At 52.7% G+C, this 14403-nt stretch carries 11 protein-coding genes; 4 read left to right on the top strand and 7 right to left on the bottom strand.

Features of this window, described 5'->3' with window-relative positions; all coding sequences use genetic code 11:
* Positions 1 to 106 precede the first annotated feature (106 nt).
* From dctA to ACF8Q6_RS18385, 3 genes are all read left to right on the top strand, one after another.
* Positions 107 to 1420, top strand: coding sequence for a C4-dicarboxylate transporter DctA (gene dctA, locus ACF8Q6_RS18395; RefSeq protein ID WP_392493161.1), 1314 nt, complete (start codon positions 107 to 109; stop codon positions 1418 to 1420).
* A gap of 64 nt (positions 1421 to 1484) precedes the next feature.
* Positions 1485 to 2357 (top strand): oxaloacetate decarboxylase, encoded by an 873-nt coding sequence (locus tag ACF8Q6_RS18390; protein WP_392493162.1) that lies wholly within the window; start codon positions 1485 to 1487, stop codon positions 2355 to 2357.
* Between the two features lie 18 nt (positions 2358 to 2375).
* A complete protein-coding gene (locus ACF8Q6_RS18385) occupies positions 2376 to 3350 on the top strand; it encodes a 2-hydroxyacid dehydrogenase (RefSeq protein WP_392493163.1) in 975 nt (324 codons plus the stop codon).
* Between the two features lie 551 nt (positions 3351 to 3901).
* On the opposite strand, the gene ACF8Q6_RS18380 is transcribed toward ACF8Q6_RS18385, so the two are convergent.
* Positions 3902 to 5221 (bottom strand): 2-hydroxycarboxylate transporter family protein, encoded by a 1320-nt coding sequence (locus ACF8Q6_RS18380; protein WP_392493165.1) that lies wholly within the window; start codon positions 5219 to 5221, stop codon positions 3902 to 3904.
* A 121-nt stretch (positions 5222 to 5342) separates the two neighbouring features.
* On the opposite strand from ACF8Q6_RS18380, the gene ACF8Q6_RS18375 reads away from it, so the two are divergent.
* Positions 5343 to 6260 carry a LysR substrate-binding domain-containing protein gene (locus tag ACF8Q6_RS18375; protein WP_392493166.1) on the top strand — a complete coding sequence of 306 codons (918 nt, stop codon included), beginning with the start codon at positions 5343 to 5345 and terminating at the stop codon, positions 6258 to 6260.
* Positions 6261 to 6279: 19 nt separating this feature from the next.
* Here the strand turns inward: ACF8Q6_RS18375 and ACF8Q6_RS18370 are convergent, their stop codons facing one another.
* The 6 genes from ACF8Q6_RS18370 to mqo all read right to left on the bottom strand — a co-directional run bounded on the left by ACF8Q6_RS18370 (position 6280) and on the right by mqo (position 13879).
* Positions 6280 to 6975, bottom strand: coding sequence for an RraA family protein (locus ACF8Q6_RS18370; RefSeq protein ID WP_392493168.1), 696 nt, complete (start codon positions 6973 to 6975; stop codon positions 6280 to 6282).
* 52 nt (positions 6976 to 7027) lie between these two features.
* Positions 7028 to 7642: a 3-isopropylmalate dehydratase small subunit gene (gene leuD / locus ACF8Q6_RS18365; RefSeq protein WP_392493170.1), complete on the bottom strand. Its 615-nt coding sequence runs from the start codon at positions 7640 to 7642 to the stop codon at positions 7028 to 7030.
* Positions 7639 to 9060 carry a 3-isopropylmalate dehydratase large subunit gene (gene leuC / locus ACF8Q6_RS18360; RefSeq protein WP_392493196.1) on the bottom strand — a complete coding sequence of 474 codons (1422 nt, stop codon included), beginning with the start codon at positions 9058 to 9060 and terminating at the stop codon, positions 7639 to 7641. The genes leuD and leuC overlap by 4 nt, the downstream gene beginning before the upstream one ends.
* A 143-nt stretch (positions 9061 to 9203) precedes the next feature.
* A complete protein-coding gene (locus ACF8Q6_RS18355; RefSeq protein ID WP_392493172.1) occupies positions 9204 to 9950 on the bottom strand; it encodes a sulfite exporter TauE/SafE family protein in 747 nt (248 codons plus the stop codon).
* A 391-nt stretch (positions 9951 to 10341) separates the two neighbouring features.
* Positions 10342 to 12009: an NAD-dependent malic enzyme gene (locus ACF8Q6_RS18350; protein WP_392493174.1), complete on the bottom strand. Its 1668-nt coding sequence runs from the start codon at positions 12007 to 12009 to the stop codon at positions 10342 to 10344.
* 262 nt (positions 12010 to 12271) lie between these two features.
* Positions 12272 to 13879 (bottom strand): malate dehydrogenase (quinone), encoded by a 1608-nt coding sequence (mqo, locus tag ACF8Q6_RS18345; protein ID WP_392493175.1) that lies wholly within the window; start codon positions 13877 to 13879, stop codon positions 12272 to 12274.
* Between the last annotated feature and the right edge of the window lie 524 nt (positions 13880 to 14403).

Below are 14403 nucleotides of genomic sequence, written 5' to 3'. Positions count from 1 at the left end.
CACTGCCAACGGCTGTCTTGACTCCTTCAGGACAGCCGGAACACAAGCGTCGCGTGAGCGGCGCTTGACCACACAGCCGATCACAAAAATAAAATGAGGTGCGCTCGTGGAAACGTCCAAAACCCGCTGGTACAGCCAGCTATATGTCCAGGTACTGATTGGCATCGTGATCGGTGGTCTGATCGGCTATCTGGAGCCTAACATCGGCGCGAAACTGCAGCCCTTTGCCGATGGCTTCATCAAACTCATCAAAATGCTGCTGGCCCCCATCATCTTCGGTACCGTCGTAGTCGGTATTGCTAAAATGGGCGACATCAAAGAAGTGGGACGCATTGGTGTCAAAGCGTTAATCTACTTTGAAATCCTCTCAACGATTGCCTTGGTCATCGGCCTGGTAGTCGTCAACGTCGTGAAGCCAGGCGTCGGCATGAACATCAACGCCGGCACCCTCGACGGAAGCGCCATTGGCAAATACAGCCAGGCTGCGGCAGAACAAGGTGGGACGGTCGACTTTCTGCTGAACATCATCCCCAGCACCTTCATTGACGCCTTTGCCAAAGGCTCCATGCTTCAAGTAATCCTGCTCTCGGTGTTGATGGGTGTTGCCCTTGTTCAAATGGGTCCGACCAGCAAGCCGTTGATCAATATGATCGATCTCTTCCTGCATGGGCTGTTCAAGATCGTTGCTATGGTCATGCGCCTCGCTCCCCTGGGTGCCGGTGCTGGTATGGCGTTCACGATTGGTAAGTATGGTGTAGGTACCTTACTGTCCCTTGGGCAGCTGCTCATCGCCCTGTACATCACTACCCTGGTCTTCATTGTCGTGATTCTGGGAGCAGTGGCCCGCTGGTCAGGGCTGCCGCTGATGCAGTTCCTGCGCTACTTCAAAGACGAGATCCTCGTTACCTTGGGTACGTGCTCCACCGAAGCGGTGCTGCCGAGGATGATGGCCAAACTCGAGAAATTGGGTTGCAAGAAATCCGTGGTAGGTATGGTGTTGCCTACAGGCTATACCTTCAATGCCGACGGTACGTGCATCTATCTCACCATGGCCGCAATCTTCGTTGCGCAAGCCACCAATACGCCGCTGTCTGTTATGGATCAGATGATCCTGCTAGGCGTACTGCTGCTTACCTCTAAAGGATCGGCGGGTGTCGCGGGGGCCGGCTTCATCACTTTGGCAGCCACGCTCACCACCATTCATACCATTCCGCTGGTAGGACTGGTGCTCCTCCTGGGCATTGACCGCTTCCTTAACGAAGCTCGCGCGGTGACCAATCTGATTGGTAACGGCATAGGCACCATCGCCATCGCCAAATGGGACAATGCATTTGATGTCGAGACAGCCAAGCGTGAAATCGCCAGTTTGAAGAGCGACAAACCGGAGCAAAAATCGGAACCCTACGCCATTCAAAAATAAGCAACATCAAATGCCAGCTTCGCGTTTAGCACGCGAGCTGGCATTTTGCTTTGGGAGCATTCATATGAACGAACGATCTCATCTGGAACTTCGAAACGCGTTTCGTGCTCTCCTGCAGGGAACGTCATGTAAATTTGCCGCCTCAGTATTCGACCCTCTCTCTGTACGCATGGCCGCCGATATCGGCTTCGAAACAGCCATTCTAGGCGGCTCAGTTGCTTCACTTCAGGTTCTCGGCGCACCGGACATCACCCTGATTACGCTGGATGAATTTACCGAGCAAGCCTCCAGGTTGGGCCGGGCTAGCCAAATCCCGATCATTGCCGATGCCGACCACGGTTATGGAAATGCCCTGAACGTGATGCGGACGGTCAGTGAACTGCAAAAAGCCGGCGTAGCTGCGCTCACCCTAGAAGATACTCATCTGCCGGCAAGTTATAATCACGCTTCCACCCAACTTATCAGTCTTGATGAGGCTGCGAGTAAAATCTACGCCGCGAGAGTGGCTCGCTCTGATGAGACGCTAAGTATCATTGCCCGTACCCATGTCGGCGCTACGACATTGAGTGATTCAATCGCCCGAACAACGGCCTATCAGAAAGCCGGCGCAGATGCTATTTGCCTGGTCGGAGTGAAAAATTTCGAACATCTTGCGCAATTAACATCCCATCTCAGGGTGCCAATCATGCTGATTAATTATGCTAACCCAGAATTGGCTGATCCTGATCGACTAGCAGCAGCCAATGTTCGAATAGTCGTCAACGGGCATAGACCGTATTTTGCAGCAGTGCAGGCGACCTACGAGGCGCTATGCGCAGAGCGACAAAGCGTATTTCCAACATTGACAGCCGCGCAGCTGATTGCAAAATACTCTCTTTCAGACAATTACCAACAACTCACTAAAACCTATCTTCAACCCGGAAAAAGCCTCAACTAACCTCAAGGTCATGTTTTGATGAAAAAAACGATCGTTGCATTTAGTCGCGTTCACCCCAGCCTGCTTGCACCCTATGCTGACCGTTACAACATCGTGATACTCGACGCAAAAAAAGGAGACCTTGACGCGCAATTCCGTACCGCGTTGCCGGGTGCTCACGGTTTGATTGGCGGCAATCGCAAACTGGGGGAACGAGAACTTGAAGGCGCTGAGAATTTGGAAATTATTTCCAGCATTTCGGTGGGTTATGATAATTACGATCTAGCACATCTCAACCGCCGCGGCATCATGTTGACCAATACACCTGATGTATTGAATGAGACAACGGCAGACCTCGCCTTTGCGCTAATTTTCGCAACGGCCAGGCGCATCCCTGAGCTGGACGCGTGGACGAAGTCTGGGGCTTGGCAGAAAACAATCGACGAGTCGGCGTTTGGTTGTGATGTTCATGGCAAGACACTCGGCATCATAGGCCTGGGCAAGATCGGCGCAGCCATTGCACGCAGGGGACGCTTAGGTTTTGGCATGACCATTCTATACTCCGGAAGTACACGCAAACCCGACCTGGAAGCAGAGCTCGGAGCGCAATGGGTTCCCCAAGACCAGTTGCTGAAGGAGGCTGACTTTGTTTGTCCTATGGTTCCGCTAACTCCCGAAACACGTAACCTCATCAGTGAAGAAGAACTGTCTCTGATGAAGCCTGAGGCCATCTTGATCAACGTGTCACGCGGCCCCATTGTTGACGAGAAGGCGTTGGTCAACGCTTTGGCTAACAGGCGCATCCGCGGTGCGGGTTTGGATGTATATGTGAAAGAGCCGCTTTCAGAGTCGCCGCTTTTCAAACTCGCCAATGTAGTGACCGTTCCTCATATAGGCTCTGCCACAATTCAGACTCGCCAGGCCATGGCGCAGCGCGCGCTGCAAAACTTATTGTCCGGGCTTGAGGGGCAAACGCCCAGGGATCTTGTTAACCCAGAAGTCTTGCAACACTGATCCTTACTGAACACTTTAAACAAGTTTGCCCATGCCATCGATTTGACATGGTTAGAAATTTCGCAATGGGGCTGACTATCGGTCCAGCCCCAGTGCTCTGCACCCGCACCACCATTCCCTCCAGCATATTCCCTCTCCCACTTAGGTATTGATGCAGCTTTACCACTTGGCCACCTCATATTCACACGCATTATTTAGGCTGTCTCCACACGTAGCTAACGCAACAATAGCGCATGCAGATTCCTCCCAGAAATTTTTGGGTAGAACAAGTAGATCTCTAGGCTATCTGGGGTAAGAGCTCAGCGAGGTTCACGCTGAAGGTAGTTTGAGAAATTAGCTGTGGAAGCAGTTCAATGATTACTCGGTTTCGCTAGTAACCACTGCATTCTGATGCGATAGATTTAGCCATTTACTCAATGGCTAGAACGCTCTTGTACTATGTAAAGAAACAAAAAAAGCCCCCGTTTCGCATTCCCCCAAGAGCGTGGCAAAAGGGAATGCGATAGGGGGCTAAGCTACAATTAATCTAAGCTGGCGACCAACCAGCCCGATTAATGCCAGATACCCATCAGTACAGTCGCGGCTATTACAGTAGCCGCCCCGCCGATCCGGGTTGAAATCTGAGCAAACGGCATCAGTGCCATGCGATTACAAGCGGAAAGAATCGCGACATCACCGGTACCACCCAGCCCGCTGTGGCAACTGGTCACGATGGCAGATTCAATAGGGTACATCTTGAGCAGGTTACCGACCAGGAAGCCAGCCAATGCCATGGCGACGACAACCGAAACACAGACCATGACGTAACCGACGGAAAAGACACTTGCCACGCTTTCCAGGGGCACATAAAGCATACCCAGACCGATCATGGTAGGCCAGATGAAGACGGTGGAAACCAGTTTATAGAATCGTTTGCTGCCCTTTTCTAAACGGTCTGGCAACACACGAAGATATTTGAAAAGCACTGCAACGACAATCATCATTACGGGACCTGGAATATGCACCAGCTTTTCCAGCAAGCCGCCCAGCACGAAGAATGCGCAGATCAGCAACACCCCAGCGCCCATGTAACGGAAATCGATTTCTTTGTCCTCGATCTCCTCAACATTGAATTTATCGTTCTCTTCCTTTGCGCGGATCAACATACCTTCACCATTGAGGTGCGGTTTTCTGACGGCCAGCCGAGCAAGAACACCTGCGCAGATGATAGCAACGATATTTCCCACAACCGCAGCAGGAACCAGCTGCGCTACAAACTGTTCGGGTGAACCACCGAGGATATGGGCATAAGCCAAAGATAGCGGCAAAATACCTTCACCGATGCCCCCGCCAATGATAGGGACGATAATGTAAAACAGCGTGTGATGCGCGGTGTAGCCAAAACTGATACCGACCAGAATTCCTGCTGCAATTGCAGCGACCGTGCCTGCCAACAATGGCACGAACATCCTGACCATCCCCTGAACTAAAATAGTCCGGTTCATTCCAAGAATGCTGCCCACGACCAGGCTTGCGATGACAAAGTAAAGGAAGTTGGCGTCTTTCATCAGCATTTTGGTAGCGTCGATTGTAGTACTACCAAAAAACCCATGAAACACAAGCACGGAAGGCAGCAGCAGACACAAGATGGCGCCTCCGCCAATATCTCTCAGAATGGGCAAGCGTTGGCCAATTTGTCCCAAGAACATGCCAAGCGTCATGATGACAGCCAAGCCACCAATCATGGTTTTGGGTAGCAGCCCGAAATGCGCGGAGCAGAAAACGATTATTGATATCCCGAGGAAATATGGAAATGGAATAACACCAATTTCATATTCCAAAAGCGCATTGAAGCGGCTTTTTTTGGAGGAGGCAAGGGTGAGCGAAGTCATTGACTGGTCCTCAATTATTTTTGTGTGAGGAAAATAAAATCTGCCTAAATCACGGAAGCTAAAGGCTAGGTACATGCTATCCTTTACCCACCCGTAGAAAAACACGCCATCTATGTACGCTATGAACACGAATCATGAAGAAGCGCCACTCCCCGAAGACTTGCGGGTGTTCCTGACGGTCATTCGAAAATCAAGCTTCGCGGCTGCTGCTGTGGAGCTCCAGCAGTCACCTGCCTATATCAGCAAGCGCATCAAAATTCTCGAACAGACGTTGGGTACTAAATTGATCCATCGGTCGACGCGGCGCATAGCCCTCACAGATACCGGTGTCCGGGCTGAGCAATGGGCTACTAGGATTTTGAATGACATCGATGATTTCATGGGTGACCTGAGCCAGGTGCGTAAAGCGCCACGGGGCCTGCTGCATATATGTAGCAGTTTCGGATTTGGCAGAAATTACGTCGCGCCGGCGATCGCAGAATTGGCAATAGAGTATCCGGATCTGGAAGTGCGGGTCGATGTGTTTGACCGAGTAGTAGACATCGTCGCAGAAGGCTTCGACCTGGAGATCCGCGTCGGCGATGATATTCCGGGTCAGCACATCAGTCGTCAACTAGTGGCCAATCGCCGAGTCATATGTGCGACACCCGAATATTTGGAAAAAAGAGGCACACCTGAGACGTTGGAGGATCTGGCAGAACATGACTGCTTGGTGCTAAAGGAGAGGAATAACAGTTTCGGCGTTTGGCAACTGCGAAATGGCAATAAAGAAGTTACCGTCCGAGTCAACGGTCGACTGTCCTCCAATAATGGTGAAATAGTATTGCAGTGGGCACTCAAACACCAAGGGCTGTTGTTGCGATCTATGTGGGACGTCAAACCCTTACTGGAGCAAGGACGTTTGGTGCAAGTGCTTCATGACTATAGTCAGAGCGCGAATGTGTGGGCGGTTTATCCGACCAGGCTGGGGGAGTCAGGCAAGCTTCGAGCTTGTGTCGAGTTTCTCGAGGACTGGTTCAGCCGTCTGAAAGCGGACTGAACCGGTCTTTTGGTCACAACTAAATGGGGCAACCTTTGCTTCGCAGGATTTCGTCAAATCGAGCAGGGTCAAGCTCACCCGAGGCTACTGCTTTGAGGATGCCCGCCTCACGATCTAGTAGCTCGGTGCATCGTGCATGAACTATAGATAATTCATCCCTCCGCACCGCAACGACACCATCCGCATCACCGACGATGAGATCACCCGGACTTACCAGCATCCCCGCGCAAGCGATAGGGATGTTGATCTCGCCACCACCGTCAGTGCTTGGACCACGATGAACAAAACCAAGGGCATAAACAGGCAGTTCACCATCGAGCCATTCTTCACGATCCCGGATGGCACCATTGATCACGACACCGGCAATACCCGCCTTGATGGCCATGGCCCGCATGATGCCACCAATCACAGCCCGACTCAGATCCGCGCTTCCATCGATTACCAGCACATCGCCCGGCCGCGCCATCTGGATAGCCTTTAACACCAGCAGATTATCACCAGGTCGTACCCGAACGGTGAGCGCTGTACCACATAGATGGCGCAGACCGTGATAGGGCTTCAGGCCGAGGCCACCAGTGTTTCGTCCCAGGCTGTCACTGACAATGGCTGAAGGCATTCCTTCGAACGCTTCATGCCATTGATCGCACAAGGATGGAGCACAAGGATTAATCAAGTAGCCCGCAGGCCAATCGCCGTGGTTGGATACATTCAACATCGCAATACTCCTGAGCGAGGAGCGAGCCCCCCGCCCATCAATCCGCTATCGATCAAACCAACCAGGGGTTGCTTTCAAGATGGCGCGCTTCGAATGCGCGGATTTCATCGCTGCGCTGAAGCGTTGTACCAATGGCGTCGAGCCCCAACATCAGTGCTTGCTTACGCAGCGCATCGATCTTGAACTCGATTGCTCTGCCGTCGACCAGAAGGATGTGCTGGGTCTCAAGGTCGATCGCAATGCAGGAGCTACCTCGCTCGCTCACTACCTGGCCCAATTCCTTCAGTTCGGCGGGTTCTAGCTGAATGGTCAGTACACCATTGCGCTGGCAGTTGTCATAAAAAATTCCCGCAAAGGTGGTGCCAATCAACGCCCGGATACCCAGTTGTTTCAGTCCCCAGACCGCGTGCTCACGGCTGGAGCCACAACCAAAGTTGGGACCTACTACCAGGAAGGTCGACGTATTCCATGGGTCTTGATTGAGGACAAAGTCCGGGTTTGGCGTACCGTCGAGAAGGAAGCGCAGGTCAAAGAATACCCCGCGATCCAAGCCGCTTCGATCGATCCCTTTAAGGAACTGCTTGGGCATGATCACATCGGTATCGACGTTTGCTGCCAGCATTGGGGCTGCGTAGCCCTCCACATACTTGAAAGGTTCCATGCTCATGCCTCCAACGCCAAAGAACGTACATCGACCAAATGACCAGTGACTGCCGCAGCGGCAACCATTGCAGGGCTCATCAAGTGGGTACGTGCCCCGGCCCCCTGACGGCCTTCAAAGTTACGGTTGGTACTCGATGCGCACCGATCGCCCGGACTCAACACATCATCGTTCATCGCCAGGCACATTGAGCACCCAGACTGACGCCATTCGAAACCGGCATCACGGAAAATCTTAGCGATACCTTCAGCTTCCGCTTGGTCGCGTACCATCGTCGAGCCAGGAACAATCATTGCCCGCACGCCGGCAGCAACTTTGCGGCCACTTACGACACGAGCGGCGTCACGCAAGTCTTCGATTCGAGCATTGGTGCACGAGCCGATAAAGGCGTGACTGATACGAATGCCTTCCAGAGCAGCACCAGGTTGAAGGTCCATGTAGTGCAGGGCACGTTGCAAATCCTGACGCAGGATGAGATCGGATTCCTGCATCGGATCAGGTACGACTCCAGTGATGGAGGCGGCTTGATCAGGGCTGGTACCCCAAGTCACCATTGGTTGCAGGTCCGCAACATGCATGTGTACTTCTTTATCGAAGCTTGCACCTGGGTCCGTGAACAAGGTCTTCCATTGTTCGACAGCCGCTAGCCATTGCGCTCCCTTCGGCGCGCGGGGCTTGTCTTGGAGGTAGGCGTAGACCTTGTCATCGGGAGCCATGAAGGCACCACGCGCGCCGGCCTCGACAGCCATATTGCAGATCGTCATGCGAGCTTCAATACTCAATGCGCTGATCGCAGGGCCGGTGAACTCGATCGCGTAACCAGTAGCGCCCGCTGCGCCGATCTGGCGGATCAGCTCCATGATGATGTCTTTTGAAACCAATCCACGACCGGGTTCACCCTCGACCGTAACGCGCATTGTTTTCAGCCGCTTGTAGACCAGCGTCTGCGTGGCCAGCAGGTGTTCAATCTCAGATGTGCCAATACCAAAACCGAACGCCCCCAGTGCACCGTAAGTAGTGGTATGGCTGTCACCTGCAGCGACCATCATGCCTGGCAAAATGAAGCCTTGCTCAGGCGCCACTACGTGCTCGATGCCTTGGCGCTTATCTAGAACATCAAAAAGCTCGATGCCGAAATCACGACAATTCTGCTCGAAGTAATTGACCTGCAGCGCACCACCAGCATCCGGCATATCCGCGATCCGATCTGGAGCGGTAGGGTTTACGTGATCTACCACGCAAAGCGTTGCCGACGGTCGCCAAACTTTGCGCCCCGCCTCGCGGAGACCGCTGAAGGCTTGAGGGCTGGTGTATTCGTTGGCTACTTGACGGTCGATATACAGCAGCACATGACCCTGATCGTCAAGTTCGCAGACAGTGTGGGAATCGATATGTTTTTGGTACAGCGTTTTGGGGGTGCTCATCGCAAGTACATACCCTTTGTTGTTGTTCACGCCCTAAGGCATCACGGTCACTGCGTGGCAGCGTTACAACATAAGGATATCGATACGGGAAAGCACATCAACGCGCGTTCAGTGGAGCATGGATTTACGATTCGTGAACGAGCTTAAGCTCGAATCAGTAAAAGCGCTGCGCTCCCCGCCAAAAAACACGAAAACAAGCCACATAAAAGCTTTTCCGGGGCCCTATAAGCCAACCTCACCCCCAAACTCACACTGAATAGACCACCTAGCGCCATTGCAGCCCCCATTGACCAATCGACATGACCTTCCAAGCCATAAGTGATTAATGTGATGAGGGAACTGGGCAGCGCGAGTGACAGCGCCATCCCTTGTGCTGCTACCTGACTAAAGCCAAACACACCAGTAAGAACCGGCACCGCCACCACTGATGCGCCAACCCCGAAGAAACCACCCAGCGCACCACAACCACCCCCCAGGGCTGCAAGACGGAAAGAGGTAGCGCGTGCCGTGGCTGTTGAACGTGTAGCCAGACGAGAACGGAAAAGATTCAGGGTTGCAAGCAAAAGCATCAGGACAGCAAACCCGACCTGGATAAGATGTGCGTCCATTTCCGTGGCAATTCTGGCCCCATAACCCGCGCTTAAGAGAGCGGCCAATCCTAGAGGAAAAACCCACTTCCAGTTTAAAGGCGTTCGCTGCTGATATCGCCAGAGTGCAAGCACGACGTTCGGAACCATCATAATCAACGCTGTGCCTTGGGCCATAGTCTGGGACTGATCAAGCCATAAGGTCATGATCGGTATGGCTACTAAGCCACCTCCAATCCCGAAGAAACCACCCAAGACGCCCATGGCGATACCAAAACAGAAATCAAGTACAAGGGCGAGCATAGCAATTCCGAAATAACTTCAAATTGCGGCGAAGATACTCTGCAGATTTGCACTGCTCAACGGCTCATCGTGTAGACACAGTCTACGAATCGTGCATATAGCGCCTTGATACTGACGCTAGAGATCGGCCGGTGCGTGCACCTGCTTCATCAGCGTGTGCGGCTCTACGTCTGTTCACGTCACTGACGCTCTGCCAGGCACACGATGAACAATGTGCTAATGCCTGTCGGATATAGGTCGTAGTTTTCCGTGCAAGTATCGGGCGCCCCTCAGATTCTCAGTCGCCAACGAGGCCACCGCAGCCAAGCTGGTAGCGCTGACAAGCGATATGCCATTCCCGCACATCAAAGAAAGCCCCGAACGCTCGGGGCCTCGTTGAAAATCAACAACTTCAGGCTGGTTGGTACGTCCGGTAACACGGCGTCCAGAAGTAAGCCTCAATCGCCTCGCGCAGCGTCCGCTCGTCCTGCTCCGCCGCAACACCATCAGCCTGCGCCGCCAATGCGACAGCCAATGCGATTGATTTGCTCACCGCCTGCACTTCCGCCATCGCAGGCAACATCTCGCCGGGCTTGGCACTTTGCGCCAGTGCTCTGGCCGAGGCCATCAACATGCTCTCGGTTACCCGGGTGGCCTGACTGACGATCACTCCCAAGCCAATGCCCGGGAAGATGTACGAGTTGTTGCACTGGGCAATCTTGTAGGACCGCCCCGCCCACTCAACGGGCTGGAACGGGCTGCCGGTAGCGATCAGCGCATGGCCTTCGGTCCATTGCAGCAGGTCGGCCGGATTCGCTTCGATCTGCGAAGTGGGGTTGGACAACGGCATGATGATTGGCTGGCTGCACCCCTCATACAGCGTCTGGATGATTGACTCGGTGAACAACCCCGCTTTGCCCGAGACCCCGATCAATACGCTGGGGCGAGCATTGCGCACTACCTCTTCGAGGTCCGGCCACTGCGAAGCGAACTGCCACTGCGACAGTGAAGCCGTGGCATGAGCAAGACGGATCTGGAACGGATACAGCTCTTGCTGGCGATCAGTCAGCAAGCCTTTGCTGTTGAGCAGGAACACCTGGCTACGCGCTTGGGCATCGCTCAGCCCCTCCTCGACCATCGCCTGGATGATCTGTTCGGCAATACCACACCCGGCAGAACCCGCACCGACAAAGGCGATAGTTTGCTGAGAAAGCGTTTCGCCCTTGATCCGGCAGGCAGCAAGTAAGGTGCCGACTGTTACCGCTGCAGTACCCTGGATGTCGTCGTTGAAGCAGCACAACTGGTCGCGATAACGCTCCAGCAGCGGCATCGCGTTGGCAAGGGCAAAGTCTTCGAACTGCAGCAGTACGCCTGGCCAACGCCGCTGCACGGCGGCCACGAAGGCCTCCAGGAAATCATCATATTGCTGGCCACGCACCCGCGGCTGTTTCAGCCCGAGGTATTCCGGGTCATCGAGCAAGGCCGCGTTCTGGGTGCCGACATCCAGCACGATCGGCAAGGTGTAGGCCGGGCTGATCCCGCCGCAGGCGGTGTACAGCGACAGCTTGCCGATCGGAATGCCCATGCCGCCAATGCCCTGGTCGCCCAGGCCAAGGATGCGTTCACAGTCGCTGACCACGATGACCTTGACGTTGTCCTTGGTGACGTTGGCCAGCATCTCGTCGATGCGATCGCGCTCCTCGTAGGAAATGAACACACCCCGGTGGCTGCGGTATATCCTGGAGAACTCCTGGCACGCCTTGCCCACGGTCGGGGTGTAGATGATCGGCAGCATCTCTTCGAGGTGCGACTCCACCAGCTTGTAGAACAGCGTTTCGTTGCGATCCTGCACCGATCGCAGGTAAACGTGCTTGTCCAGAGGCGTTGCACCTTCACTGAACTGTCGGTAGGCCCTGACCACCTGATCTTCCAGCGTCTCCACCTTCGCAGGCAGCAAGCCTTGTAGTTGGAATTGTTCACGTTCGACCAGGGTGAAGGCAGTACCCTTGTTCAACAGTGGTGTTTCCAGAAGCACAGGACCGCGAAACTTAACTGGCAATAGACGACGATTTAACGACATGGCTATTCTCTCTTGTTTATTATTTTGGATGAAAAACACCTATTGATTCATAAAAAGCAATACAAGGACTCTCGTTCTGAGCGCATTCCGAGTTGCCTTTAACACAACGTGCTCTTCCATCAAGAAACTGACGGAGCACCGCATTTCGGCGGGCAATTCTCAAAAACGGGATTAGCCCTTGTTAACGAAGACAAACGACCTATAAAGCCATTTGTCTTCGCACAAGTTCAGCCCCTTAACTTATGGCTTAAAACAATACTACCTACTGAGATACGGGCCGATTCGATGCCTGTGCTTCCTCGGCTGCTTCAGGCTTAACCTCAACATATTTCAATTGCAACCGATTGCTTGTCCATCCACGGATACGGTTTGTCAGATCTAGATTGCCATTCATCGGCAAACCATAAGAAGGAATGATCTCCTTCAGCTTAGCTTGCCATTGCGGAGTATTGATTTTATCCGTGAAAGTTTTTTCCATCAGGTGGAGCATAATCGGCGCTGCTGTAGAAGCTCCCGGCGATGCACCCAGCAGGGCAGCGATAGAACCATCCTTGGAACTGACGACTTCGGTGCCAAATTGCAATACTCCACCGAGCTTCGGATCCTTTTTGATAATTTGCACGCGCTGCCCAGCCTGAATCAACTCCCAATCCTTTTCTTGGGCCTCAGGATAATACTCGCGGAGGGCCTCCATTCGTCCACTTTGCCCAAGAGTTAATTGTCCGACCAGATAGGAAGCCAGCGGCAAGTTATCCATACCAGCCTGAATTACTGGCAGGATGTTATGCTTGGTCATTGTGCTGAACATATCCAGCAATGAACCATTTTTCAAAAACTTTGTAGAGAAGGTCCCGAATGGTCCGAACAGAATAACTTTTTGGCCATCGATATATCGAGTATCCAGGTGAGGTACGGCCATCGGCGGCGAGCCTACCGAAGCTTTCCCGTAAACCTTAGCATTATGCCTAGCAGCAACTTCCGGATTGCGAGTGATCAAGAACGACCCACCGACAGGAAAGCCTGCATAGTCATCAGCTTCTGGAATACCAGATTTTTGCAGCAATTTAAGTGCGCCGCCCCCGGCACCGATGAATACGAACTTCGCGTGGACAGTACTCAGTTTGTCGCCGTTAGCTAGGTCAGCAACAGTAACGTTCCAACCACCCTCAGGTGCACGCTTGATGTCACGTACTTCATGCTGCAAATGCAATGAGAACTGTTCTTTCTTCAATAGAGAATCAACCAACTGAGTAGTGATCTCGCTAAAGTTCAGGTCAGTGCCAATTTCCATACGGGTTGCAGCGATTTTTTGGCCTGGCTTGCGCCCCTCCATAACCAAGGGAGCCCATTCCTTGATCTGTTGAGGATCATCAGAGAACTCCATTCCACGGAAGAGCGAGGTATGTTGCAGAGCTTCGTAGCGTTTACGTAAGAACTCTACGTTCTTATCACCCCAAACAAAGCTCATATGCGGCACGTTGTTGATGAAAGATTTTGGATCATGCAGCCGACCTTGCTCTATCTGATGGGACCAGAATTGCAGGGATATCTGGAAGGCCTCATTGATAGCTACAGCCTTGCTGACATCAATACTGCCATCACCCCTTTCCGGGGTGTAGTTTAGTTCTGAGAACGCCGCGTGACCGGTACCGGCATTATTGAGGCGGAAGGAACTTTCACTGGCAACCTTCGGCAGGCGCTCGTATAAATCAATCTTCCAAGTTGGTTCAAGTTCGTTGAGGTACGTACCGAGGCTTGCGCTCATGATACCGCCGCCAATCAAAAGCACATCTACGGACTTCTCCGCTTCAGGCTGCTTGGAGCAGCCTACTACGACGAAACAGAGTAGACAAAGCAGGATTTTCTTCATTATTTCAGGAGACCATTATTAGTATTGTAGACACAAGATTTATCGACCAACCCCCGAAGCCCTATCCCTATATACCCCGGCTACTTTCAAAGCTACTTGACGCCATTACGTCGACCAAAACCGCTTCCCTAGTACGGAGATCAACGCTCGGAGCGTTTCTATAACAGCCAACTCCCCAGAAACCAACTTACCCGCGCTATATATTTTAAAAACTTTTTTGACCACCTAATTATTGGTAATCGAACAGCAACCCTCATAGAGATCAATTACCATACCAGATTACTCAAGACGAAATTCTCAACTACCCACTGAGCTTCAGCTATCGAATCCGCCAATAAAAACTAGCACGCACAAGCTTTCACCCAGCTCAATAACAGCATGGAGAGTCCATACACTCCTTACAAGAAGGCTATCGAGGCTTAGAAATTCCAAATGCCAACTTATGCATAGCTGAGCGACGTCACAGCACTCGAATTGAGAAATAACGTCCATAAATAGCATACCGAACAGGAAACTGCCGTCAA

This window comes from Pseudomonas sp. GLN_2 (genome assembly GCF_043106005.1).
GTDB lineage: Bacteria > Pseudomonadota > Gammaproteobacteria > Pseudomonadales > Pseudomonadaceae > Aquipseudomonas > Aquipseudomonas alloputida.
This window is presented reverse-complemented; position numbering and strand designations above follow the sequence as displayed.